Origin of the sequence: Sulfuricurvum sp., assembly GCF_023229695.1 — a bacterium.
Lineage (GTDB): Bacteria > Campylobacterota > Campylobacteria > Campylobacterales > Sulfurimonadaceae > Sulfuricurvum.
On sequence record NZ_JALNYS010000006.1, the window covers coordinates 78,864 to 103,912 of the forward strand.

The window sequence follows — 25,049 nt, forward strand, 5'->3', positions numbered from 1 at the left end:
GGCAGTTTTTCTCCCGTATCCGAAAGATACGGGAAGCTTTAGGGGGTTGTAGGGACCCTCGTCCCTGCCACTTTACGGGCTTTGCCCGAAAAGTGCGTAACATCAGTGAATAATTGAGGAGATTGAATGTTTTTAGAACCGATCGATTTTGCCCGAATGTACCGAGAGCACAAAGCGTCCACCGATTTCAAAGCCAAAAATCGTGACGATTGGGACGAAAAATCGGCCGATATGGCGCAATCAACGATCAACAGCCCCTACGTCGAGGATTTTATCTCCCGCATGGAACTCTCCGGTGACGAAGTGATCCTCGACATCGGGTGCGGTCCCGGAGCGCTCACCATCCCACTGGCCAAACGGGTCAAAGAGGTGATCGCCATCGACTTCTCTGCACGGATGCTCGAAGAACTCGAAGCCTACGCCGTGCGTGAAAATGTATCTAATATTAAAACATATCATATCGGTTGGGAGGATAACTGGAACCACCTGCCGCAGATCGATATCGTCGTCGCATCCCGTTCGATGGAGGTCTCTGACATCGATGCGGCGCTTACCAAAATGTCAGCTCATGCACGCAAAAGGTGTTATCTTACCTACAAAGTGGGGGGGAGTTTTGTCGATATGAACATCCTCGACTATATCGGCAAAAAGGTAAAAACCAAACCCGACTACTGGTACATCCCCATCATCCTCTACTCTCACGGATTCCTCCCCCGCGTCGATTACATCGAAACAGGACGGGGAAGTGTCCGAAGCGGGAGTGAAGAGGAGTTCGTCGAATCACTGATCTGGAGCATCGGAACGCTTGAGGAGGAGTATCAGGAGAAAGCACGAGAGTATTATCGAGAGGTGATCGTCGCTCAAAGCCGCCCTCCTCGTCCGGTTAGCTGGGCATTTATTTCGTGGGAGACGACAAAATGATCACCCTAACCGATTTTGAACTCGAATCCCTCCTCGCCGAAGACGTCCCCTACGGTGATCTCACGACCGTATCACTGGGAATCACCGACCGGCGTGCCCGCATCACCTTCGCCACCCGTGAACGTCCTCTCGTCGTCTCCTCCATGGAAGAGGCGGTGCGTTTGTGCGGACTCTACGGTTTGGAGATTGACGGTTTCGTCAAATCGGGAACCCTTGTCCCGCCCAATAGCGTCTTTCTCGAAGCCCACGGCGAAGCGGGGAATATCCACCGCATCTGGAAGTCCGTCCAAAACCTCATCGATTATGCAAGCGGGATCGCCACCTATACTCGCGAAGCGGTACTTTTAGCCCGCACCATCAATCCCGATATCGTCGTCGCCACCACCCGAAAAACCACCCCTTTTACGAAAAAAATCGCCATCAAAGCGGTCGAATCGGGCGGCGGCGTGGCACACCGTCTGGGACTCTCCGAATCGATCCTTGTTTTCGATTACCACCGTGTTTTTTTCCCGAATGATGAAGCCTTTGCGGCGGCATTGCAAACGATGAAAAAAACGAACCTCGAGAAAAAGGTCGTCATCGAAACCGAAAATGTGGATGAGGCGTTGAAGTTTGCCGCGATGGGGGCCGATATCCTCCAGCTGGAGAAAATGCCCCTCACCAAACTGGCCGATGCCGTTCGCGAAATTCGTTTAATATTTCCTAATATTATACTAATAGCAACCGGGGGAATCAGTGCCAAAAATATCGCCGAATATGCCGGAACGGGAGTCGATATGATCGTCACCTCATCACCCTACAGCGCGCAAAGCGCCGATATCAAAGTGAGAATAGAGGTATTATGAACACCCTCCCCGCCACCATCACCGCCGTAACCGCCTCCGAGCACCTCAGCCTTCTCACCGTCGACGTACGAGATGAGCCGTTTCACCTCCTCCTCGCCGAAGCCTCCGAGGCTCTGATCGGGAACAGCGTCACATTGGCGTTTAAAGAGACCGAAGTGATCCTCTCCACACACTCCGCCGCCACAACGGCCAATAGTGCGCGCGCCATCGTGCAAAAGATCGAATCGGGGATTGTCCTCTCCCAAATCACCCTCGCCTATCATGAGACGAACCTCATCGCGCTGGTGCCGACCCTGACGTTTAACAGCCTTGCCATCCATGAGGGGGACGAGGTGAGCTGGATGGTGCAGCCCTCCGAAATATCTCTATTGAGAGGTACCCATGGAATCTGAATTCATCAGCACGATGGCCCTCACCTTTGAGTTGGCTGCGGTTACCACCGTTATCTTACTGCTCATCGGTATCCCCTTAGCCGCATTTTTAGCATTCAGTCAAACACGCTTCAAAAGCATCATTGAAACCATCGTCAGTATGCCTCTCGTATTGCCCCCCTCGGTGCTGGGTTTTTATCTCCTCCTCGCCTTTAGTCCCGCTTCGTTTATCGGAGAATTTTTAACCTCTCACGGGATACGGCTGGCCTTTAGTTTCGAGGGGCTGGTGATCGGCTCCGTCCTCTTCAGCCTCCCGTTTATGGTTCATCCGATCCAGTCGGCGCTCTCAGGGGTTCCAAGAACGATCTTCGAAGCCTCTTATACCCTCGGCAAATCGAAACTCGAGACGATGATACGGGTGATCCTCCCCACCATCCGTCACGGTCTTATCTCGGGGATTGTCCTCGCCTTTGCCCACACCGTCGGAGAGTTCGGGGTGATATTGATGATCGGGGGAAATATCCCGGGTGAAACCCGCGTCGCCTCGATCGCCATCTACGACGAGGTCGAATCGCTCAACTACGCCATGGCGCACCAATACGCCCTCACCCTTTTCGCGGTGACCTTTGCGATACTCCTCCTCGTCTATACCCTCAATAAAAAATCGCTCGGGGGGATTCGATGATATTAATCAATATTAAAAAGCATCTCGATACCGCCGATGGGGCGTTGGAAGCCCATTATGAGCTAAACATCCACGACGGCGAATTTCTCACCCTGTTCGGAACCTCCGGTGCGGGGAAAACAACGTTGCTTCGGATGATTGCGGGGTTGGAGACCCCGCACAGCGGAGTGATCGACGTGGACGGTGAGGTGTGGTTTGATTCGGAAAAAAAGATTAATCTTCCCCCCCAGAAACGGAGTGTCGGTTTTGTCTTCCAAGACTACGCCCTCTTCCCGACGATGAGTGTGCGCGAAAACCTCCTCTTTGCCGCCGAAAACACAGCGCAGCGTCGCACCGTGGATGAGCTGATCGGCCTCGTCGAACTCTCCGCCCTCGCAGACCGTCTCCCCGCCACCCTCTCAGGGGGGCAAAAACAGCGGGTTGCCCTTGCCCGCGCGTTGGTACGCCATCCCAAAATTTTGCTCCTCGACGAACCCCTTTCCGCGCTCGATCCCTCCATGCGCCAAAAGCTTCAGGATGAGCTCTCCCTTATCCACTCCCGCGTAGGGGTCACGACGCTGCTGGTGAGCCACGACATCGCCGAAACGGTCAAACTCTCCGACCGTCTCGCCTCGGTGGTGTCGGGACGGATCGAGTCCATTTCTCCTCCGATGGAGTTTTTCTCTCCCCAAACCCTCAGCGGCAAACTTCAGCTGATCGGCGAGGTACTCAAAATCGAGGAAGATTTTCCGGTCAGTATCGTCACCCTCCTCGTCGGCACCTCCGTCGTCCGCACCGTCTTGAGCAACGCAGAGGCTTCAGATCTAAGGATAGGAGGACACGCTATAATTTCGACCAAAGCGTTCAATCCAATATTGATACCATTACCCTAAGGAGCTATCATGACTATCACCAAAGACTGCATCGTCACCCTCGATTATCACATCAACGACACGGAGGGGAACCTTCTGCACGAAGAGGAAGAATCGCTCGTCTATCTCCACGGCAATTACGGACACATCTTCCCTACGGTTGAACAAGCTCTGGAGGGGAAAAAGATCGGCGAGTCGTTCACCGTGACCCTATCGGCGGATAAAGCATTCGGCAATTATGATCCCTCACTGGTGGTCACCGAAGCACTCAGCGAACTCCCGACAGAGGTAAGTGTCGGGATGGAGCTGGACGGCTATTTTGATGAGGATACCGATGACGTCGTTATCTACACCGTCACCGAGATCGACGGTGATCATGCCACACTTGATGGAAATCACCCGCTTGCCGGGATGGATCTCGTTTTCGAAGGGACGGTTTTAGATATCCACGAAGCGACCAAACAGGAAATTGAAGAGATATTAGCGTTTAATAAAGATCATTAACCAAGGAACTTTATGACTATCACCAAAAACATCGTCGTCACCCTCGACTACCAAGTCTATAACTCCCAAGGCGACCTCATCGATCCGGGTGAATCCCCCCTCGTCTATCTGCACGGCGGGTATGACAACCTCTTTATTCCGGTCGAACAAGAACTGGAAGGGAAAAATATCGGCGATACACTCAGAGTTGCCATGAGTGCCGAAGAGGCGTTTGGCCCCTATAGAGAAGAGCTTGTCGTTACCGAATCTCTGAGCGATCTCCCCGACGATCTGGAAATCGGGATGGAGATTGAGGGGTATTTGGAGAGTGCGGAGGATGACGTGATCATCTATCGTGTCGTACAAATCGATACCGACACCGCGATCATGGATGCCAATCACCCGCTTGCGGGAAAGGATATCGTTTTTGAAGCGACGGTAACAGCAATCCGAGCCGCCAGCAAGAAAGAGATTGCGGCCAAACACTTTATCCCGCTGTGGAGCGCTTCATAACGCTTTGATCATCTGTTTTCCCTTTTCCGAAAGAAAGGGAAAAATATGGATTTTAAACACCACCTCTTTTGCCTCTACTATCGACTTTCGTGTCACTTCCCCCATTGTTGAGGCAAATATCTGCCAGTATGCCGAGATGAACCAGTGGAGACGGTTATTAAATTCAACACCATTCAGATTTCCTTTCTTGTATAACGGAGCTAATTTGTCACGGGGTGCTCTTTTTTAGCTTATCGGGAGTAAAACTAACCATTCAATTTCTTTTCACTATCTCTTCACAACAAGGAGGCGTTATGAAACGGATTATCACTCTCTATACCGAAAATCGCAATACCATCCATTTTTATCTCAAAAATTGTCTGCTGAATTTTTCGGTATCAACCGTGGAAGGGACGAATTTACAGCGTTTTTTTGAAACCGAAAAATCGGCACATACCATCTACGCCGTTAACCGCGATTTTATCCAGATCACCCCCGATTACGGACGTAAATATTACGACAGTGACCGGATCGGAAAAAATAAACAGCTCTATTTTCAGGCAATCAGTTTTGAAAACGACCCTATTTTCATCACCAATCCCTATTTGCATCATATCACCGGATTACCGTCACTGACCGTCGTCAAACACGAAACCGATCACTACATCGTCATCGATTTCGATATGTTCAAACTCCTTCAAGAGCTGCGCCTCGTCGAATACAACGGCCTCTTTGAAAAAATCAACAAAACGGTGATGGGATTTGGAGGATTGCTGTTGGGACTGGTTGCCGCATTCTTGATCCTGTATGGAGGGTATATGTTTGGCCGTATGCTTTTTATCCCGGTGGGAAATGACCGGATACTGCATCAGATTTTCATGTCGGTCATATCGATCACCATCGGGATGGCTATTTACGATCTGGCCAAAACGATGATTGAAAACGAGGTCCTCTTCAAAACCCTCGACTCCTCCAATGAGATTCAAAGCAGGATATTGAGTAAATTCCTCACCTCCATCATTATCGCCCTCTCGATTGAATCGCTGATGGCGGTCTTTAAAATCGTCCTTGATGATTACAGCAAACTGGTCAACGCCCTGTACCTGATCCTCAGCGTAACCTTACTGATCGTCGGGACAGGGTTTTACAACTATTTCAGCCGTCCCTCACGGCGAAGCGACAGCCGCTCCGGCTGATCCCCCCTCCAAAAAAGCGCCTCGAACCCGAATCAACGCTTCACACTCGCTGATGTACGCTTCAAAAAAATATTAAAACATACTTTACGAAACTGATCTCGTCTACCCCAAACCGAGCCGATACAGTAAGAGATTAGCCAAAAATCACTACAATACGCCCATACGAAAATAAGGATCTTCCATCAAACCCTCAAACACCTATAAAAAACCGGCTCCGAAACGGGACTATTCCAAACCTTCTCCGAACTTTTCGCGTAAAGCACCGCCGAAAAAAGAGAGCATTGAAACCACTCAAAAAAATGAGATTAAAGAGATGTTTATGCATTGGTTCCGCTCCAGCAGAGCCGTTGCCGGTCATGTCATGACCAAAGAGGATGTTATCAAGGCGATTTTAAAAAAAATTGATTCGAAGCAAGATCGCGCTTTCACTCTGGCGATGGATGAACTGAAAAACGACGCTCTGATCGACATCAAAGAGGACGGAGTTACCCTCGTGTTGACGGAAAAAGGGGCAGACCTGCTTTAGAAGCTGACCTTACACACCTTTTTCAAAAGGGGCAAAATAGCTCAGTAATCTCCAGCATCCGAAAGATGCGGGTAGCTTCAGGGGGTGGTAACATCACTTAAAAGCTCCCCATCCCCTATCGGCGGTACTGTTGATAAAGGTGCTCTTCAAGCTGTATCACATCGGAAATCCCCCGTTTTTCAACCATCTGCCGGGAGAGTTCGTCGTCCATCAAAATATCCAACATCTCATCAGGGCTGATCAGATTGTCAACACTGCGGATAAACTCCAGTAAGAGCTGAAAGTTATCAAATCCCATCCGATTTGAGTATTCCTGTTTAAAAACTTTAAATTGATTCCAGTTTATTTGTGTCATCTCTTTCTCTTCCGTATCTTTTATGGCAATGATATAGAATTCTTCTATCCATTGTATTCCCGATTCTAACAAAAATCCGGCTCAAATAGAGTAAAATTCCAATCATTTAAGGGATCAACATGCAAAAAAATACCATTTTTCACCTCTTCCTCACCCTTTCACTCAGTTCGGCAAGCTATGGCGCGGAGACAACCGCATGGGATATTTTCGACGGGATGGAGAGTTCCCTCAAAGGGGAGTGGAAGCTCTCTCCCGCCGATCAGCAAATCGGGACCGATTCGTACAAACACCCCGCACTCCTCCCCATCGTCGGAACCGATCAAACGGGGATCGGATTCAAACTCATCGGCGGTGACGTGACGATCATGGAAGATTTGCTCCCCAATACGGCCAAGCAGATGGTCACAATGTACCATTGCAAGGATATTGCCTGCACCAACCTCAAAGCGACCCACTACTGTTCCAAACAAAACCAGCCTGAATTTCTCGCCAATCTGGCTCTGAGCACCCCCAAACGGATCGTCTTTGACTGCGATATGAGTACGGAGTTATGTCAATCGGACGAAGATCATATCCACCAGATCGTCCATGAACTCTCCGATGACGGGAAACATCTCAAAACTTCCTATTTTGCGTGGAAAAACAAAAAACTCAAAGATTCCCACTCGATCTACCATTTCGATCGGAAATAGTTTATGGATCCCGTATCAAGTATACGATGACAAAATACGTATGTACACATAGACGGTATTAGACGACTCTAAAACGGGCATAGAGCGCATTATGGTCCGAAATCTTTTCGACATCGATCACACCGCTCTCTATCAGCTCCAATCCCCGATAAAAGATATGGTCCAGTTTATGTTTCATAAACGACTTGATCAAATGTCCCTGTTCCATCTCGATGTTTTTCAATTCCAGGGTTTCTGAGAGTTTCATGAGTACATTCATCCGTTCTAGATTCCAGCTGTTAAAATCCCCCGTTACAATCAACGCCCCTTTATGATGGGCGCTCTTTTCAAAAATGGTTTCGATCTCCCTGCGGTATATCCGGTTCCCCCGGAAATTGATCGCATGCAGATTGACAAGCATAAGCTTCTCTCCGCCTGCAAGGGGATAATAGGAATAAACCGCACTTTTACGGGTTTGGATCATACTTTCACGGTGCAGCGATAAAAGCGAAAAACTCTCACTCTCAGGGATGCGTGAACCGTTTAACACGCCGTACATACGGTCAGGCAATCGTATATTCGGGGCAAAAGAAAGATGAAAATTTTCAACTATCATCGGATGGAGTCGATTTATTTTTACCTCTTGAAGCGCTATGAGATCAATGCAATAGCGTTCAAGTATCTCTTTAAAATATAAATTGAAGTGAAATCGGAGGTTCTCCTTATGAACATTCCAGCACAAAAGGGAGAATTCACACGGGAAGCTCTCCGCGCTCTTTGCTTCTTGAACGGTGCGAATTTGGCTTTTGGACATCAAAACACTCTCCTTAGAGCTGGGGTGAGAAAACCCGCATAAAATTCTCCATCATCACCCTTCCCGGCGACCCTTTTTTAATCCCGGTCGAGGAGTGCCCCTGAAGATCTCTCATCCACCCCTCCATCTGCACAATCACCGAGGGGGAATAGACGAAGCTGACCACTTCGTAATTCAGAAAGAGGCTCCGGTTATCAATGTTGACCGATCCCAGCATCAGGGCATACTCGTCAAACAACACCGCTTTGGCATGAAGCATCGGCCCCTTGTAGAGATAAATTCCGATCCCGTTCTCCTGTGCTTCGCGCATATAGCTGCTTCGCCCCATGTCCGACACCCAATTGGAGGTGCCGGGGGTGATCAGTCGGACGTCAACCCCCTTGTGCTTGGCGATAATAAGGGCCCTTAAAATGGTCTCGTCCGGTACAAAATAGGGGGTGATAATCCAGATTTTGTGCAGGGCCGAATGGATAGCGCTTAAGAGGGTCTCATAGAGGGCATCACTCGCTATGTCCGGGCCGGAGGGGACCACTTGAACCGCATTGTGCCGGCCGCATCGGGTCTCTTTTCGGATAGCCGCACCTGCTTTGCCCGTTGCATACTCGAAATCGGCGGCAAATATCTCCGCGTACAAGAAAGCCGCTTCCCCTTCGATCCGAAAAATCATATCGATCCACCGTTTTTTCATCGAATTCGGCCCCAGATACTCCTCCCCCAGATTCATCCCTCCGGCAAGAACAGTCCGTCCGTCAAACAGATAGATTTTTCGGTGATTGCGCAGGTTGATATAATTTTTGAACGGATCTTTTAGAATCGGCATAAAGAACACCACTTCGCCCCCTGCCTCCCGAAAGCGTTGAAGCGGACGCTGCCATAGGTAGAGCCGGTACGATCCTACCGCATCGATCAGGAGCTTCACCTCGATCCCCTGCATCGCTTTTTGAGTCAGTGCTTCCAAAATCGTTTGGGCTACCGAATCGTTTTGAACGATAAACGTACTGATCCAGATCGATTCGTGTGCTTTTGTAATCTCATTCAAAAGAGATTCATAGGCGCTGACACCGTCAAAACAGAGATTAAACTCATTCCGTACGGTTGCCGGAGCGATGGCATGGCTTTCCAACAAGATCTCTATCGGGTTAAGCGGGGAGATAGAGTGAATCTGACCGTGAAGAAGGAGCTCTTTTTTTTTGCTCTTTTGCCGTATTTTTCGATTGCCGAATATAAAATAAAGGAAAAAAGCGGGAAAGGGGAAAAAGAGGATAACCATAAACCATGCCAATATCGTACTATGATTTCTCCGCAGGTAGAGCATATGGAGCATCGTGACCGCTTGCGCAGAGACCTCAAGCGCGATGTAAAAAACGATATAACTCATTTGCTCCACCCCTTTTTTTCTTCACTGATGTTACGCACTTTCCGGGCGAAGCCCGGAAAGTGGCAGGGACTAAAGTCCCTACAACCCCCTGAAGCTTCCCGCATCTGTCGGATGCGGGAGATTACTAACCTTTTTGCACTTGTTTAGACAAGGTGCGTAAGGTCAGTTCTTTATTATAGCGTTCTAACCTTTCTCGCCGTATTAAGTCCCCATTGGCTTTTTTTACATCCCCCGCTTTTCCGGACCTCTTTCAGGAAGGCAAAAGGTAAAGCCGATATAAATACTCCCGCAAAACATCCAAAAACCGAAGGATACAGAAAACATGAAATCCCTACTCCCTCTATGGTTAGCCATCACCCTTTTCGCCGTTTCGCTTCATGCCAAAATACCGGAGAACAAAACCATTATTGCCAAGATGATCAAGGGATACGGAGGGGAAAAAAATCTTCGCCAGTTAAACGATTATGAGCAGATTTGGCACATCGAGACAAAAACGACCGATAGCAACGGTACCGATAAACGGGCTGTTCATCTCCCCTTCTTTCTTAAAACAGAGCTCATCTACCCCAACAAAACCGAGACCCGTACCCTAATCAATGATTACGGGACCAAACAGTTCGGTGAAGAGAAGATGGAAGTGAGAGGGGCGATGCTTGATGCGATGAAATTGCAGCTGATACGCCTCTTTCACCCGCTGGTGCTGAAAGAAAAAATGAAGAGCCTGAGTCTATCCGAAGTACCGGAATACTACGTGCTCACCTTGCACGCCGATCATTTGAGCGCCGACTATTTTGTCTCCAAAAAAAGCTATCTGATCGAAAAAGTGGTAGGGCATCTTCAGATGGGTGAACAAAACATGGAATTTGTCACCCTGTACGAGGAGTACAAACCGATCAACGGCGTCATGCTCCCGCACACCGAGACCAAATACGCCGGAAACGTCAACACGGCGGTGATGCGGCTCAAGGAGATGAAATTTATCCCCTCCGTCCAATCACAGCACTGAGCATCGGAGAGAGCCTTCTCTCCCTTCTTCGATCACCACTCTTTCGCATCCGAATATCCCCGGCACTTTACGGGCTTTGCGCGTAAAGTGCGTAACATCCGTTATAATGGTGAAAAATAATCCAAGGTTCTCTCCGTATGTCAAAATATTCGACCCCTACCCGACAATTGCGCTCCTTCTGTTTTCAAAACAATACCGCTGACATTGAAAAAGCGATCGAGTATTTTGCCGTATTCGGCGCAATGGGGTGGAATATCGATATCTCAAAACCCCTCGAAGAGCTGATCGAAGAGAAGGTTCTGGCAAACTACCGCTACATCCACGGAGACATTACCAAGATCACTCAGAGTAACAAAGCCCACCACTCCCTCCTCACCGCACTCGCTACCGGGGACCGGCGGGAACGCTCCGCATTCAAACGTGCCGGATTGGGACGAAAAGAGGGGGAAGAGTCGGCAGCTTTTTTGATCAAACACGCTTTGCTGGTCCGGGAGCACTCGCAAGAGGAGCCTGCCGATGAAAACGAAGAGGTCTCTGATCGTCTTGTGTTTCTCACCCCTTTTCTGCGCTTTTGGTTCTCGTGCGTCTCCCCTTACTATAAAGGGATCAAAGAGGGGAATTTCACCGAGGTCAAAGAGCGGTGGGAGAATACAAAGCAAACCTTTTTTGAACCCGCATACGAAGCACTGATCAAAGAGCTGGTCAAACAGAGCTTCCAAGAGGACCCGGTGCAAAAAGTGGGCTCTTACTGGGACAAAAACGGCGAAATAGAGATATTGGGGCAAACGAAATCGGGGAAAATCGTCGCGGGCGGGTGCAAATATTCCAAAGCCAAAGCCAATAAAAGCGAACTGAGTAAATTACAGGAGAAATGCGCACGCGCACAGCTCAAAGCCGATATTTTCGTCATCTTCTCCAAAAACGGATTTTCAAGCGAGTTTAAAAAAGAAAAAGGGGAGAATCTCCGCCTTTTCACCCTAAAAAACCTCAAAACGCTGATCGAGGGGCTTAGCGAAAACGATCTCCTCGTCAATACCAACAAGAAATACTGATCCGAAACGATGATCACCCTTCCCGATCCCCCCTTCTTCGGCGAAAAAATATGACCGTTCACGCCGTAACCGATGAAAATCTTTTCGTCTACCTAAACCTTATCCAATGCTATGAGGCGGAATTCTCCAGAATTACCCATAAAAAACCGAATAAAGAGGGGCTATTCGAACTTGATACCCACCTCGGAGAGACTGTGAGCGGATGGCTCCTCATGATCGGCGAAACCCCTGCCGCACTTGCAGCGATTACCCATACCGCAAACCGCTGCCATGAAGTCTGTGAATTCTATGTCGTCCCTTCGTTTCGTCACCAAGCGGTAGGGATAGAATTCGCCCATCAAATCTGGAGAATATTCCCGGGAGAGTGGGTGATCAAACAGATAGAGGGGGCCGAATACGCCTCGAAATTTTGGCGCAAAGCCATCACCGCTTATCATCAGACACCCTACCGCGAAGATCGCTACAATGATCCTTATTGGGGTGTTGTCACACGTCAACGTTTTAATATTTTATAATATCTACATTATCCGAATAAAATTGGGGTAAAATTCCACGAAAATAAAAAAGGATCATCATGGCATGGGCAACCGCACGACACATATTGGTAAGTACGCAAGAGGAGTGTAACACCCTCAAAGCAGAGATCGAAAACGGAGCATCGTTCGAGAGCGTTGCACAAAACCACTCACAATGCCCGTCCGGGAGAAAAGGGGGAGATTTGGGACGGTTCAGCCCGGGACAGATGGTCCCTGAGTTCGATAAAGCGGTATTTACCGGAGATGTCGGCGTATTATACGGCCCGATCCAAACCCAATTTGGTTTCCATCTTCTGGAAGTGACCGGCAGAGGCTAAAAAAAAAGGCTCTTCCCCTTTGACCCCCGTTAATGTTTTTCGGATATCATCCCCTAAAACAAAGGGGTTTACATGTTCATCGACTATTTCTTATCTTTCGGCCTCTTTTTCCTGACCGCAATGGCCGTTGCCGTTCTCTTTCTCTTCCTCTACGCTTTAGTCACCCCGTATGATGACTATCAGATGATTTTTGTCGACAACAATACCGCAGCCGCTCTCGGATTCGGCGGAGCAATCGTCGGACTATGCATCCCCCTCTACAGTGCACTGGTCCACTCCGTCTCTTACATCGATTTTGTCATGTGGGCGGGAGTTGCTATGTCGATCCAGCTCCTCTTTGCATTTGCCCTGACACGACTGAGCGGAAAATATTCGGTCGAAAGGCACATCATCAGCGGCAATATTTCGGTCGGTATTCTGATGGCGTTCATGTCCGTCTCGATCGGGTTGATCAACGCCGGCTCAATGAGTTACTGATTTTGAGGTTTAAAGATATCGAACGCAGAGGATATCGGCAGAGCGGGGAGAGGATCGTATTCCCCGAATCCAAATTGTGGAGTGTTTCCGCCGATTCGCTCTAGCTTAATCGGTCCATCGTTTGCAGCAACTCTTCCATTTTGTCATCGACGGTTCCCACGTATTTCGTCAAATCCATCATCTCGTCCATATTCTGGTTTAACGATTCGCTGTTATCGTTGATCGCCTGTATCAGGACATTGATCGTTGCTGACGTTTCCGCCAAACTTTTTTGGGTCCGTTCGGCGAGTTTGCGCACTTCATCCGCGACAACGGCAAATCCACGTCCGTGTTCCCCTGCCCGTGCCGCTTCGATTGCCGCATTCAAGGCAAGCAGATTAGTCTGATCGGCGATATCTCCGATTGTAATCAATATCTGTTTGGTCTCTTGTGCATTTCCGGCCAATGATTGCAGGTTAATGGAGAGTTCATGTTCTTTATTGGCTACGTTTTGGATACGTTCCACGGTCGTATTGATCATACCGTTGAGTTCAACGAATTGGTTGCTTCGAAGAGTCTCGATCGTATTTTTCAGCTGCCGGGTCGTGTTGTTGAGCACCTCTTTGGCTTCCACGTTCTGAGACTCCATCGATTGGAGTGCCACCCCAAGTTCATTGATGTTTGCAAGCAATTCTCCCATTTTTCCTTCGACATTGATCGTCGCGCGGGTGGTAAATTTCCCCTCGCTCAGGGCGCGGAGCACTTCAATCGCCTGATTAAGATTCGTATCGGTGGCATCGAGCATCTGATTCATTGTTTTTCGGAGCATATGGACATGCGGGGTTTTCGAATCGCTCCCCACCCGGCACATAAAATGGCCCCGACGCACCTTATCCGCCAGCAATACCATTTCGCCGGCCACTTTTATATCCTGTTCCAAAATCGATTCATGCGTTTTGATCAAATGGTTAAGCTTCTCTTCGATGGTTCCGGGGTGTGCCGCAATCGGTTCAACCTGATTACGTTTAAACTGCATCAACTCCTCCAATTGGTTCAATTGCTGAATCACACTCTCAGAAAGCGATGAAGAAGAGGAGAGGCTAATCCCTAAAGCAACCGCGAACAATACGGCAATCACCAGAGCGTTAAGCCAAAGCGCATTGAGCGTGAGAACCAAGATCAGACCTAAAATACCCGTTATCGATAAAAGAGCTATTTTTGAACTTTTTTCCATGTTTTTATCCTTCAGGTATCACAATGTTTTGTAAAGTGTTTCAGCTTTTTTAATCTCGGCGATCGAAGCTTTACGGCGGCAGGACATGTAGCCGTGTTGGCCGTCTTCGCACGCCATATTCGGATATACGGTTGCAAAGACCCAATAAAACCCGCCGTTTTTGGTTTTGTTCTTGACGTACCCTTTCCAGATATTTCCCCTTTTTACCGTCTCCCATAAATCTTTGAATGCCGCTTTTGGCATATCGGGGTGACGGACGATGTTGTGCGGCCGTCCGATCAGCTCATCAAGACTGTATCCGGCAATTTTGCAGAAATCCTCATTCGCAAAAAGAATATTCCCTTTTGAATCGGTCTGTGATACCAAAAAATCGGTCTCATTTAACTCGTATTCCATCCCATTTCCCTTCTGTTTTCAATAATCTTCAAAGTATATCCTACCCCAATCCAAAAAAACAGATCGATTATGCGTATAATTAAGGCAACGAATACCCATTTTGCAAAATCGTTACATTCTCTGAACCCTTTCTCGCTCCCTACACCCTCTTGCTCTACCCCTATTCATCGGTAGACAATATCCAAAATGGTACATGATGTTACGCACTTTTCGGGCAAAGCCCGTAAAGTGGCAGGGACTAAAGTCCCTACAACCCCCAAAACAAGCGAAGCGCTCCCGAAGGGATGTTTCCTGAAACGCTACCCACATCTTTCGGATGCGCGAGATTAACTCCCCATTACGCACTTGTTTAACTAAAGCGTATAAGGTCAGATGGTACAATGGCGCCATGATATTACACCACTCCCTCTCTTCTACCCGACGCGGTATCCTCCTGATGATTACCGCATCTTTTTTGTTTGCTCTGACACTCGCTTTTGCCAAACTGCTCTCGGCATCAATGGGATCGGTTGAAGTGACGTTCTGGCGCAATGCGGTCGGTCTGGTCGTCATTTCGGCGACAATTTTTCACACACCGATCCGTAACATCGGAGGGCGCCCTTTTACCCTCGCTTTTCGGGGGATCATCGGTACGGTCGCCTTATTGACTTTTTTTTATACACTTAGCGCCACCTCCCTCTCCAATGCTATCGTTTATGCTAAAACCGAACCGATTTTTACCGCTTTACTCGCTTTTTTTCTGCTGGGGGAGAAACTCTCCTCCAGTGCCGTTTTTGCGATTGCGATCGGATTTGCGGGGGTCGCCGTACTCAGCGGCATGGAGTTTGACTATCTGCATGTGATGGGAATACTAACCGGATTCTTATCGGCTCTGGCCTATACAAGCGTACGAAGTCTCAAAAGCTACTACGATGCAAGGAGCGTCGTCCTCTCTTTTATGATCTTCGGCGTTCTGATCCCTATCGTATTGATGATAGCGGCAGAGTTTATCACCTCGGATCTTTTTGCCTTTGCACTGAGCCCTTTTGTCGTCCCATCGGGGAGTGATTGGATTTGGATTATTCTAATGGGTGTTGCCGCCGCATTAGGACAGATATACATGACACGGGCGTATTATTACGCGAAAGCGGGATTAATCAGTACGGTCAGTTATTCCGGGGTCCTCTTTGCGACCCTCTTTGGAATCCTATTAGGAGATCTTCTCCCGACCCCGCTTATGATCGCCGGAGCGGTGCTCATTATTACCGGCGGAATCATCCTTGCCCGGCAAAAATAGTTATTAGACTTCTTGCATAACCTTGTAATGTAAGAAGTTTCTGCCTCGAAGAGGCAAGCTTTAGTGCCATAGCGGCCAGCGTAGTGCTTTGGGCTTTGCTCAAAGCACGTTTAAAATAGAGTTCTGCAAGAACTCTATTGAGGGGTGATCCGCTTTTGCAGCTTATCGGCAATGGCATCGCCTAACCGTTCCAGCGGCATATTTTTATTAGATGGCGTAGATTGGGAGCCTTTGCTCCCATTGCTCTCATTTTTTTCCTGCGAAACAGCCTCTTGCGGTGCCATAACAAACGGCTCACTCGGTACAGATTCAACGGAAATATTCTCTTCGTTCTGGGATAAATTGATCTTATCGGCATCCCAATAAAACGCTTTAAAAACAATAAGGGTAAGGAGGAAAAGAGTGGTGTAAACAAATACGCGCATTTTCAAATACCCTTTTACTTTATTTAACGCACTTTTCGCTCATAGCCCGGAAAGTGGCAGGGACTAAAGTCCCTACAACCCCCTAAAGCTTCCCGTATCTTTCGGATACGGGAGATTACTAACCTTTTCGCACTTGTTTATACAAAGCGCATATGGTCAGATTCACAACCGAATATATTAGCAAACCTACTTAAAATTATTCTTCAGAGTACTAACAATATCTATTTTTTAAGTAAAACTTCAACTAATTATTCCAACAACAAGTTACCTTTCGTTGGAGTATAAAAGGGAGAAGGGGGACGAGAGGATTATCTCCCCCGTCCGCCCGATTTTTTCGGTGACGGTTTTTTGTTCCCCATAGCGTTGGTTCTACCTGAACTACTCTCTTTGCCTGTAGATTCATCGCGTGCAACACGCGGTCCGCGCTTACCGATAAATTTCGGCTGTACGGGATCTTTTTTACGCTTGTTGCCGAAGGCTCCGGCCGTTTTCCCTTTTTTCTCCCCCTCTTTCGAGAGGCTTTTCCCCCGCGTTTTCACCACACCGTCATCCGCCGGCGGCTCAAATCCGGGAACGAGAATCGTTTCGATCTTTTTCCCCAGCATCGTAATGATCTTCTTCCATGAGATGTGTTCACCCGAAGAGAGGAGTGTAATCGCCAGCCCCTCATTTCCCGCACGTCCCGTCCGACCGATACGGTGAAGATAGTCGGTGCTGATATGAGGGATGTCGTAGTTAATCACGACCGGAAGCCCCTCGATGTCCAAACCGCGCGCCGCGATATCGGTCGCGACGAGGATACGGGCGGTACCGTCTCGAAACTCGCTGAGCGCACGGTCGCGTGCCCCGTGTTTTTTGTTACCGTGGATGACAACGTTTTTAAGACCGCTCAGCGTAAGTTCGGCACTCACCTCATCGGCTTCCACTTTGGTACGGGTAAAGACGAGAACCTGCGGATAGTTGTTCGAACCGATCAGAAACGACAACAGCTCTTTTTTACGCTCTTTTTCGACCGGATGAACCACTTGACGCAGCGTCATATCGGCAGCTTTGAGGTTATCGATCTCGATCAATAGCGGCTTTTTGAGAATCTTTTCGCTGAGCTGCTTGACCGCAGGGGTCATCGTTGCCGAAAACAGCATATTTTGGCGTGAAGTCGGGAGCAAATCGATGATCTGTTCCACTTCACGGATGAATCCCATATCGAAAATCGTATCGGCTTCGTCAAATACCAGATATTCAATCCGCGAGAGGGGGATATACCCCTGTTTGTTCAGCTCGATCAGGCGTCCCGGAGTCGCGACGATGATGTCGACCCCTTCGCTCAGCTCTTTTGCCTGACGGGCCATATTTGCCCCACCGAAAAGGGGTAAACAGACCAGTTCAAGCCCCTCTGCGTACGATTCGATGGCCAAAGCAACCTGAGCGGCGAGTTCGCGCGTCGGCACAATAACCAATGCACGAGCACTCGATTGGCGCGGCTCAGAAGCTGCGGCAAGTTTTTGAAGGATCGGTAACGCAAACGCGGCGGTTTTTCCCGTCCCTGTCTGTGCTGCACCTAAAATATCGCGTCCTCGTAATACGAGGGGGATCACTTTTGACTGGATCGGCGTAGGCTCATTATAACCTTTTGCCGCGAGAGTATCGAGTAAATGGGGGGTAAGCCCCAGAGTCGTAAATGACATTGCAGTATTACCTTTTGGTATCTTATTCTATAAGTGTAACATTTTTACCCTTTATAGCTCATTTCTAATGTTACGCACATTAGGAACGAAGTCCCTAATGTGGCAGGGACATTTGTCCCCTGCACCCCCCCTGAAGCTACCCGCATCTTTTAGATGCGGGAAATTACTGCCCTTTTTTAGGTACGATACCGTCATAGAAAAGATAAAGGTTCAGTGTGAGAATTCTCGCTATTTTAACAGGATGTTTTGCCCTAACATGGGGGGCGATGACGAGTGGAACGGTATACGATCAAGTGACCTCAAAACCGATCAAAAATGCCATCATTATTGCCGAAGGGAGAGAATACCGCAGCGATGAAAACGGAATCTTCAGTGTCCCCGAATCGAAAGTCATCGGAGTGCGCGCCATCGGCTACAAGCGCAAATTTTACACGAAGGGGGGGAAGATGGTACTCACCCCTTTTACCCCCAAAGCCCTTTACCTCTCCAGCTTCGGTGCCACCCACAACGGCATCATGGGCAATGCCAAAGAGCTGATCGCCGCTACCGAACTCAATGCCCTCGTCATCGATATCAAGATGGATCGGGGGCAAGTGGCCTATGCCACAGCCAATCCGACGGCCAACCGGATCGGAGCGCAAAAACTGATCCTTTTCAAAGATCTCAAAAACTTTGTTTCCAAGCTCAAATGTGAGGGGATCTATACGATTGCCCGGATAGTCACGTTTAAAGACACCCCTCTCGTTGCCCTCCATCCGCAGTGGGGTGTCCACCGGAGCGACGGTTCCCTTTTTCAGGACAAAGAGGGGCTCTATTGGATCGATGCGTCGCGCAAAGAGAGCTGGGATTATCCGATTTCAATCGCCACGGAAGCGGCAGAAGCGGGTTTTGATGAAATACAGTTTGACTACATCCGTTTTCCCGATGCAAAAGGGATTGTATTTTCGGTCCCCAATACCCAAGCGGAACGGGTCAAAGCCATTGCCGGATTTTTAGAAAAAGCCCGATCCAGACTGACCCCATACAACGTCTTTATCTCGGCCGATATCTTCGGTTATACCAGCTGGAACGACACCGATACCGATATCGGACAACGCGTAGACGCCCTCTCCCCCTATGTCGATTACCTCTCTCCGATGCTGTATCCTTCGGGCTTTCATATGGGGATTCCCGGATACCGCAATCCGGTCGCCGCCAATTATGAAATCGTCAAACAATCGTTGGACAGAGCCCTCAAAAAATCGGGAACTTCCCCCCTTGCCTACCGTCCGTGGCTTCAGGCATTTCGAGACTATGCCTTTGACCGCCGTCTCTACGGGGCAAAAGAGATTCGCGACCAAATACGTGCCAGTGAAGATTTCGGAAGCTGCGGATGGATTTTGTGGAATCCCCGTAACGTTTACAGTGCGGCAGGACTCCTTAAGCTTTAATGCACGTCATTTTTCAGGTTGTATATATTGGCATAGATATATAATACTTTTACTCTAACAGAGTTTTCCTCACTCTGTTTTTAACATCGAGGTATCATGAATTCAGAAAAAGTTATCTCAGGTTTTTTTATCATCCTTGCACTCACCCTTAATTTCGGTTTTGTAGTGGGGGATATCGACGTTATCGCCTATCACAGTGTGTATGAGCTTGTTGCCGCCATTGTCGTCAACCTTATCGCTACCATTATGAAGTTGGGGGATAAAACGCAAACCGGTTCGGTTCTCCTCGCAACGAGTTTCGTCGCCGATTTGCAGCTCATCGCTGCGGCATCGGTGTGGGGCATCGTCAACATGACAAGCGTTATGACGCCGGAACTTTTTACGATCGTTGTATCGCTGGCGACAGGTGCTTTGGTGGCCAATGTCATATCCGTCGCTTTGTTCGTCGGCGAAACCCTTCTTCTAAAACGCTGATCCATTTTTTCGATGAATAAAACGGAAGCGTCCATCTGGCTATTTTTACGGAAAATGAGAACGCCGTTGATCGTTCTCAATCTCGCCCATGCCATTCCGGTGATCCTTCTTACCCTTGTCCCGGGGATAGATGCTCAGGGCAATGCGGCCCATCTTAGCTTTTTTGATGCCATGTACATTGTCGGCTATACGGCAACGACGATCGGATTCGGCGAAATCCCCTACCCCTTCACCTATCCGCAGCGGATCGTCGTCTTGTTAACCATCTATGCGACGGTTCCGGCTTGGATCTATGCTCTGGGTTCCATCATTGCTCTACTTCAGGAGAAGACATTTATTTATGCGATCAAGATGAATACCTTTCGGCGCAAAGTACGTCATTTGGGACAAGACTTTATCATCATCTGCGGCTATACCGATGCGGGAAAACTGCTCATCGATAAACTCAATCAGGACAATCTCTATCGGATCGTCGTCATCGACAAGAGCATCGAAAAAATCGAGTCGCTGATCAGCGAACTCTATATGCCCTCCATCCCCGCCATCGTCGCCGATGCCTCGATGACCGATGTTCTGCGCTCATCGGGGGTTCAGTCTCCCAACTGCAAATTTCTCATCACCCTTTTCGATGACGATCAGCTCAATCTCAAAATCTCCGTCCGGGCCCGTATCCTGAACGAACATCTCAAAATTATCGCCCGTTCCGGTGTCAAACACGGCGGCGAAAATCTGGCCAATATCGGGGTCGACCACGTCATCGATATCTTCTCCATCATCGCACGGCGAATCGATTTTGCCCTCAAATCCCCCTATCTGTTCAACCTCCTTAGCTGGGTGCAGGGGGGAAACCTCCACGTCAGTAAAAGCGATATCCTCCCGATGGGAAAATACATCGTCTGCAGTAAGGGGAGATTCGGAAAAACACTCCAAAATACCCTGGATAAAAACGGTATCGACTACACCTATCTGGACATCAACAAAGAGGTGCACGAAAAAGTCTCTTCCGATCAGGATTTCTTTCTTCAAGCCGGGATCGAAGAGGCCTCCTGTATCATTGCCGGGACCAACGACGATGCGATCAATCTCTCGATCATCGCGACCGCGCGTACCCTCAACCCCCGTATTTTTGCCATCGTTCGGGAAAACGAACTGGAAGAAAAGAGTCTCTTCTCCCATCTGAGAGTCGATAAAATTTTCATCGTTGATCAGATTGCCGCGCTGGACGGATACAACTACATCGACCGCCCGATGACATTTGAATTTATCGAAGGGATTTCCGATTTTACCAAAGAGAAACTGGTCGATACCCTGCTCCTCATTACCGACAAGGTAAACAAACGTCCGGCCCTCATCGAGATGTCCGTTGATCAAAACCATATGTACGCCCTCCACCGGTTCGTCCGCCATACCCCCGTAACGATCAAACAGTTGCTAAACAACCCCTACCGCGACGGCAATGATCTTGAAATCGTCATTTTGGGGCTCAAACGTGCCGACGGTACGTTTATCCTCATCCCTGCGCTCGACACCCCTCTTCAAGCCGACGATCATATCCTCTTTGCAACAACCCGTCCGAGTCTGGAACAGTTTAAGACGATCGTCAACCATTATTATGAGCTCTATTACGTCATTCACGGGACGGAAGCACAACGATTTATGTTGCCATGGTCCAAATAGCCTCCCTCCCCATTTACGCCGTTATCGGCGATATCCGAAAGACGCTGGCTTCCCATAACCGCCTGATACTTCAAGCCCCTCCCGGTGCCGGAAAAACGACGGCACTCCCCCTTTCGCTCCTTCAGGAACCGTGGCTGGAGGGGAAAATGATTTTGCTCCTCTCCCCCCGCCGTGTTGCCGCGCGCGCGGCCGCCGAGCGTATGGCGCAGATGCTGGGCGAAGAGGTGGGGGAATCGGTCGGTTACCATATCCGTTCGGAGAGACGAATGGGGCCGAAAACCAGAATTCTCGTTATGACCGAGGGGATTTTGACCCGCCGGCTTCAGAGTGATCCTGCATTGGAAGATGTCGCCTTGGTCATTTTTGATGAGTTTCATGAACGCCATTTGCACAGCGACCTCTCCCTCGCGTTTGCCCTCCAGACGCAGGAGTTTCTCCGTGACGATCTCAAAATTGCGGTGATGTCGGCAACCCTCGATACCTTGGGGTTAGAGGCGGTGTTGGATTTTCCCCCCGTTATCACGAGCGAAGGGAAAAGTTACCCCGTCGCCATCACCCACCTCCCTGCAAATACCCCTGCCCTCGATGGGCGAAATCTGATTTCGCACCTTTTTTCCCTCATCCGGGAGATTGTGCAGCGCGAATCGGGAAACATCCTCGTCTTCCTCCCGGGCGTCCGTGAAATCAAATCACTTGAAACACTTCTAAAAGAGTTCCTACGCAATACCGCCCCCGATATTCTTGTCGCCCCCCTCTACGGCGATCTTTCCAAAAATGGACAGGAAGCGGCAATCTATCCCTGTGAGCAAAGAAAAATCGTCCTCTCCACCAATATCGCCGAAACCAGCCTCACGATCGAAGGGATACGGATCGTCATCGATTCGGGTCTGGAGAGGGTCGTACGCTTTGACCCCTCCAGCGGTATGGAGAGGCTCATAACCCAAAAGATATCCCGCGCCTCCGCAACACAGCGGGCCGGACGGGCCGGACGCCAAAGCGAAGGGAGCTGTTACCGTTTATGGAGCGAAATTGCCCACCACTCCCTCTCTCCTTACAGCGAACCCGAAATCCTCCAATCCGATCTCGCCCCTCTGGCTCTGGAACTATCGGCATGGGGATCGCGCCCCGAAGATCTGGCATGGATCGATCCCCCTCCCCCGCGTGCTTTTAAACATGCCTCTACCCTGCTAGAGGAGCTGGGTCTGCTCACCTCGCCGGCACAGATCACCCCGCAGGGAAGGTCGGTCCTCTCCCTCGGTCTGCATCCGAGACTTGCACACATGCTGCACATGGGGCAAAAACTTCAAATTGTAGGCGAAGCGATCCTTTTAGCGGCCCTTTTAAGCGAACGCGATCCCCTGTCCGGTTCGTCGGAGCGCTCCGCCGACATTCGGGAGCGGTTTTGGCTTCTGAGCGATCTTCTTCAAAACCGCCCTATCCCCCCCCATCTGCGCGAAGGGGTGCAGCGGGTCCTACTCAGCGCCCGCGATCTGGCCAAACGTCTCAAAAGCCCATTGAAACTCACGGCCGATTTCTCCGATACGATGCTCGCCGTTTTGCTGGCAATGGCCTATCCCGACCGTATTTCACGCTCCCGCGACACCTCAAATCGCCGCTACCTCAGCGTCAACGGCAAAGAATCGGTTTTGGACCCCCGAGACGACCTCAGCGGTTCCGAATGGCTCATCATCGCCCGCAGCGACGGCCACACCCAATCAGCCCGCATCCATCTGTGCGCACCGATTTCTCTCGAAGATTTGGAAACCTACCTTCCCCACCTTTTCGAGACGCGCCAAAGCATGACATGGAATCCGAAAACCCAGCGGGTAGAGGCGCGCGAAATCCTCCGCATGGGGGAGATACTCCTCCGATCGCATACGGTTGAATGCAATGAACGGGAAAAAATCGGGAAAATTCTGTGCGAAGGGATCGTTCTGAGCGGATTGGAGGCTTTGCCGTGGACGGAGCAGTCACGCTCACTGCTGTATCGGCTCCGTGCGTTTCACCGTCACGGAGAGATTACCGAAGATTTTAGTGACGCGGCACTTTTCGATACCCTGCCTCTGTGGTTGATGCCCCATTTTACGACCCACAGCTCCCTCAAAGATCTCCACTCTCTTGACCTCACCACGATTCTTGCTTCCCGGATCGAGTGGGAGACGCTACGTCGCCTCGATGCACTCCTCCCCCCTTTTTTTACCGCACCGACGGGGAGCAAGATTCCCATCGACTACAGCGATCCCGATGCTCCCGTACTGGCGCTGCGGATACAGGAGATGTTCGGCGTCACAACCCATCCAAGCGTTATGGGGGGGAAACTCCCCCTCCTCATCCATCTCCTCTCCCCCGCACACCGCCCGATCCAGATGACCCGTGATCTGATCGGATTTTGGAACGGCTCCTACGGCGAGGTCAAAAAAGAGCTCAAAGGGAGATACCCCAAACACTACTGGCCCGACGACCCGCAAACCGCGCAGCCGACGACACGGACCAAAAAGTTTATGACCCCCTAAATACTCACCCGATCTTCCATCGCCTTGGTAAGCGAGAGGATATCGACATTCTCCAGACTCACCCCGGTCGGTACCCCCTGCGCGATACGGCTGAACCGGACATCCAGATCATAGAGCTTATCCTCGATGTAGAGAATGATCCCCTGATTGGCGATGGACGGTGTCAGGGCAAAAATCACTTCACGGATACCGCTCTTCACCACGTCGCGCAAATGGGAAATATCCAAATGTTCCACCGAATCGAGGACGAAATAGCGCCCGTCAAAAAGGGCATTCTCTTCAAAGGTCAAAATGTCCTTTGCGTTTTCGACGATACACAGGAGTTCATGATTTCTCCGTTCATCGCTGCAAATCGAGCAGAGTTCATCCTCACTCAATCCCCCGCATGAGCGGCATTTTCTCAACGATGAGAGGGCATTTTCAATCGCATGAGCCAGTTTCAGCGCCCCGAAACTGTCATTCATCACCATATGGTACGCCAGTCGGGTTGCCGATTTCTGGCCGATGGTGGGGAGCTGCTGCAATGCATCGACGAGGCGATTAAATTTTTCGAGGGAACGCTTCATTGCTTATCCATATATTCTTTGAGAAGTTCGATAAGTTCCTGATCGTTGATGCTCTCTTTTTTACCTTTAGAATAGGTGGTTTTCAGCTCATCCCACAGCGATTCGATAGGGGAGACTCTGCCTTGTTTCACATCATCAAGCCCCTGCGTGATCGAGAGGAGGATTTCAGCACCTTGAACTTTTTTCAGTGCTTCGACCATTTTTTCGTATTCATCTTTAGAAATAAGTACCGCTTCGACTTTGTTGTTTCGCAAAATAGCCAGTTTGGAGGTCGAGCTCTCTTTGAGTTGCGAGAGGTATGAACCGAACTTTTTAACCAGTTCAGAGGAGGCGATGAGTTCGTTTGAAGCATACGTTACCATATTATCTACCTCACAATTTCACGTATAATTTAATAGTAATTATACATTAAATTTTA

29 protein-coding genes are annotated in these 25,049 nt (G+C 49.5%); 20 read left to right on the plus strand and 9 right to left on the minus strand.

Annotated features, from left to right (window positions below):
• Positions 1–126 precede the first annotated feature (126 nt).
• The 9 genes from M0P91_RS05470 to M0P91_RS05510 all read left to right on the plus strand — a co-directional run bounded on the left by M0P91_RS05470 (position 127) and on the right by M0P91_RS05510 (position 6,370).
• Positions 127–921: a class I SAM-dependent methyltransferase gene (locus tag M0P91_RS05470; protein ID WP_295065438.1), complete on the plus strand. Its 795-nt coding sequence runs from the start codon at positions 127–129 to the stop codon at positions 919–921.
• A complete protein-coding gene (gene modD, locus M0P91_RS05475) occupies positions 918–1,766 on the plus strand; it encodes a ModD protein (RefSeq protein ID WP_295065440.1) in 849 nt (282 codons plus the stop codon). The genes M0P91_RS05470 and modD overlap by 4 nt, the downstream gene beginning before the upstream one ends.
• Positions 1,763–2,158 (plus strand): hypothetical protein, encoded by a 396-nt coding sequence (locus tag M0P91_RS05480; RefSeq protein ID WP_295065442.1) that lies wholly within the window; start codon positions 1,763–1,765, stop codon positions 2,156–2,158. The genes modD and M0P91_RS05480 overlap by 4 nt, the downstream gene beginning before the upstream one ends.
• Positions 2,148–2,822, plus strand: coding sequence for a molybdate ABC transporter permease subunit (gene modB / locus M0P91_RS05485; protein ID WP_295065444.1), 675 nt, complete (start codon positions 2,148–2,150; stop codon positions 2,820–2,822). Before M0P91_RS05480 ends, modB begins: the two co-directional genes overlap by 11 nt.
• Entirely contained in the window at positions 2,819–3,694 is an 876-nt protein-coding gene (locus tag M0P91_RS05490) for an ATP-binding cassette domain-containing protein (protein ID WP_295065446.1), read from the plus strand. The genes modB and M0P91_RS05490 overlap by 4 nt, the downstream gene beginning before the upstream one ends.
• A 9-nt stretch (positions 3,695–3,703) precedes the next feature.
• Entirely contained in the window at positions 3,704–4,177 is a 474-nt protein-coding gene (locus M0P91_RS05495) for a peptidylprolyl isomerase (RefSeq protein WP_295065448.1), read from the plus strand.
• A gap of 12 nt (positions 4,178–4,189) precedes the next feature.
• Positions 4,190–4,669: a peptidylprolyl isomerase gene (locus M0P91_RS05500; RefSeq protein WP_295065450.1), complete on the plus strand. Its 480-nt coding sequence runs from the start codon at positions 4,190–4,192 to the stop codon at positions 4,667–4,669.
• Positions 4,670–4,962: 293 nt separating this feature from the next.
• Positions 4,963–5,844 carry a hypothetical protein gene (locus M0P91_RS05505; protein WP_295065452.1) on the plus strand — a complete coding sequence of 294 codons (882 nt, stop codon included), beginning with the start codon at positions 4,963–4,965 and terminating at the stop codon, positions 5,842–5,844.
• Between the two features lie 319 nt (positions 5,845–6,163).
• Positions 6,164–6,370: a hypothetical protein gene (locus tag M0P91_RS05510; protein WP_295065454.1), complete on the plus strand. Its 207-nt coding sequence runs from the start codon at positions 6,164–6,166 to the stop codon at positions 6,368–6,370.
• Between the two features lie 115 nt (positions 6,371–6,485).
• Here the strand turns inward: M0P91_RS05510 and M0P91_RS05515 are convergent, their stop codons facing one another.
• Positions 6,486–6,725 carry a hypothetical protein gene (locus tag M0P91_RS05515; RefSeq protein ID WP_295065456.1) on the minus strand — a complete coding sequence of 80 codons (240 nt, stop codon included), beginning with the start codon at positions 6,723–6,725 and terminating at the stop codon, positions 6,486–6,488.
• A gap of 119 nt (positions 6,726–6,844) precedes the next feature.
• Between M0P91_RS05515 and M0P91_RS05520 the strand changes: the two genes are divergently transcribed.
• Positions 6,845–7,417, plus strand: coding sequence for a hypothetical protein (locus M0P91_RS05520; RefSeq protein ID WP_295065458.1), 573 nt, complete (start codon positions 6,845–6,847; stop codon positions 7,415–7,417).
• A 58-nt stretch (positions 7,418–7,475) separates the two neighbouring features.
• On the opposite strand, the gene M0P91_RS05525 is transcribed toward M0P91_RS05520, so the two are convergent.
• Together M0P91_RS05525 and M0P91_RS05530 are read right to left on the minus strand one after the other, a co-directional pair.
• Entirely contained in the window at positions 7,476–8,210 is a 735-nt protein-coding gene (locus M0P91_RS05525; protein WP_295065460.1) for an endonuclease/exonuclease/phosphatase family protein, read from the minus strand.
• A 13-nt stretch (positions 8,211–8,223) separates the two neighbouring features.
• Positions 8,224–9,588: a phosphatidylserine/phosphatidylglycerophosphate/cardiolipin synthase family protein gene (locus M0P91_RS05530; protein WP_295065462.1), complete on the minus strand. Its 1,365-nt coding sequence runs from the start codon at positions 9,586–9,588 to the stop codon at positions 8,224–8,226.
• Positions 9,589–9,910: 322 nt separating this feature from the next.
• On the opposite strand from M0P91_RS05530, the gene M0P91_RS05535 reads away from it, so the two are divergent.
• The 5 genes from M0P91_RS05535 (at position 9,911) to M0P91_RS05555 (ending at position 12,976) form a co-directional block, all read left to right on the plus strand.
• A complete protein-coding gene (locus M0P91_RS05535) occupies positions 9,911–10,594 on the plus strand; it encodes a hypothetical protein (protein WP_295065464.1) in 684 nt (227 codons plus the stop codon).
• Between the two features lie 137 nt (positions 10,595–10,731).
• The gene (locus M0P91_RS05540; RefSeq protein ID WP_295065466.1) at positions 10,732–11,646 is read left to right on the plus strand and encodes a DUF234 domain-containing protein; all 915 of its coding nucleotides are present in this window, start codon (positions 10,732–10,734) and stop codon (positions 11,644–11,646) included.
• Between the two features lie 50 nt (positions 11,647–11,696).
• Positions 11,697–12,161 (plus strand): hypothetical protein, encoded by a 465-nt coding sequence (locus M0P91_RS05545; RefSeq protein ID WP_295065468.1) that lies wholly within the window; start codon positions 11,697–11,699, stop codon positions 12,159–12,161.
• A gap of 59 nt (positions 12,162–12,220) precedes the next feature.
• Positions 12,221–12,499, plus strand: coding sequence for a peptidylprolyl isomerase (locus tag M0P91_RS05550; RefSeq protein WP_295065470.1), 279 nt, complete (start codon positions 12,221–12,223; stop codon positions 12,497–12,499).
• A gap of 72 nt (positions 12,500–12,571) precedes the next feature.
• Positions 12,572–12,976, plus strand: coding sequence for a DUF350 domain-containing protein (locus M0P91_RS05555; RefSeq protein WP_295065472.1), 405 nt, complete (start codon positions 12,572–12,574; stop codon positions 12,974–12,976).
• 100 nt (positions 12,977–13,076) lie between these two features.
• Here M0P91_RS05555 and M0P91_RS05560 read toward each other — a convergent pair whose 3' ends face one another.
• The gene (locus tag M0P91_RS05560) at positions 13,077–14,189 is read right to left on the minus strand and encodes a methyl-accepting chemotaxis protein (RefSeq protein ID WP_295065474.1); all 1,113 of its coding nucleotides are present in this window, start codon (positions 14,187–14,189) and stop codon (positions 13,077–13,079) included.
• An 18-nt stretch (positions 14,190–14,207) separates the two neighbouring features.
• A complete protein-coding gene (locus M0P91_RS05565; protein WP_295065476.1) occupies positions 14,208–14,585 on the minus strand; it encodes a PAS domain-containing protein in 378 nt (125 codons plus the stop codon).
• 388 nt (positions 14,586–14,973) lie between these two features.
• Between M0P91_RS05565 and M0P91_RS05570 the strand changes: the two genes are divergently transcribed.
• Positions 14,974–15,861 carry a DMT family transporter gene (locus M0P91_RS05570; RefSeq protein WP_295065478.1) on the plus strand — a complete coding sequence of 296 codons (888 nt, stop codon included), beginning with the start codon at positions 14,974–14,976 and terminating at the stop codon, positions 15,859–15,861.
• Positions 15,862–15,995: 134 nt separating this feature from the next.
• Here the strand turns inward: M0P91_RS05570 and M0P91_RS05575 are convergent, their stop codons facing one another.
• Both M0P91_RS05575 and M0P91_RS05580 read right to left on the minus strand, forming a co-directional pair.
• The gene (locus tag M0P91_RS05575; RefSeq protein ID WP_295065480.1) at positions 15,996–16,286 is read right to left on the minus strand and encodes a hypothetical protein; all 291 of its coding nucleotides are present in this window, start codon (positions 16,284–16,286) and stop codon (positions 15,996–15,998) included.
• A gap of 308 nt (positions 16,287–16,594) precedes the next feature.
• Positions 16,595–17,971: a DEAD/DEAH box helicase gene (locus tag M0P91_RS05580; RefSeq protein ID WP_295065482.1), complete on the minus strand. Its 1,377-nt coding sequence runs from the start codon at positions 17,969–17,971 to the stop codon at positions 16,595–16,597.
• A 215-nt stretch (positions 17,972–18,186) separates the two neighbouring features.
• On the opposite strand from M0P91_RS05580, the gene M0P91_RS05585 reads away from it, so the two are divergent.
• From M0P91_RS05585 to hrpB, 4 genes are all read left to right on the plus strand, one after another.
• Positions 18,187–19,401: a putative glycoside hydrolase gene (locus tag M0P91_RS05585; RefSeq protein WP_295065484.1), complete on the plus strand. Its 1,215-nt coding sequence runs from the start codon at positions 18,187–18,189 to the stop codon at positions 19,399–19,401.
• Between the two features lie 96 nt (positions 19,402–19,497).
• The gene (locus M0P91_RS05590; protein ID WP_295065486.1) at positions 19,498–19,875 is read left to right on the plus strand and encodes a DUF6394 family protein; all 378 of its coding nucleotides are present in this window, start codon (positions 19,498–19,500) and stop codon (positions 19,873–19,875) included.
• A gap of 12 nt (positions 19,876–19,887) precedes the next feature.
• Positions 19,888–21,552 (plus strand): TrkA family potassium uptake protein, encoded by a 1,665-nt coding sequence (locus tag M0P91_RS05595; RefSeq protein WP_295065488.1) that lies wholly within the window; start codon positions 19,888–19,890, stop codon positions 21,550–21,552.
• On the plus strand, positions 21,540–24,065 hold the full coding sequence (gene hrpB / locus M0P91_RS05600; RefSeq protein WP_295065491.1) for an ATP-dependent helicase HrpB: 2,526 nt from the start codon (positions 21,540–21,542) through the stop codon (positions 24,063–24,065). The genes M0P91_RS05595 and hrpB overlap by 13 nt, the downstream gene beginning before the upstream one ends.
• Here hrpB and recR read toward each other — a convergent pair.
• Both recR and M0P91_RS05610 read right to left on the minus strand, forming a co-directional pair.
• Positions 24,062–24,631 carry a recombination mediator RecR gene (gene recR, locus M0P91_RS05605; RefSeq protein ID WP_295065493.1) on the minus strand — a complete coding sequence of 190 codons (570 nt, stop codon included), beginning with the start codon at positions 24,629–24,631 and terminating at the stop codon, positions 24,062–24,064. The two genes, hrpB and recR, sit on opposite strands and share 4 nt — an antisense overlap.
• Entirely contained in the window at positions 24,628–24,993 is a 366-nt protein-coding gene (locus M0P91_RS05610) for a hypothetical protein (protein ID WP_295065495.1), read from the minus strand. The genes recR and M0P91_RS05610 overlap by 4 nt, the downstream gene beginning before the upstream one ends.
• Between the last annotated feature and the right edge of the window lie 56 nt (positions 24,994–25,049).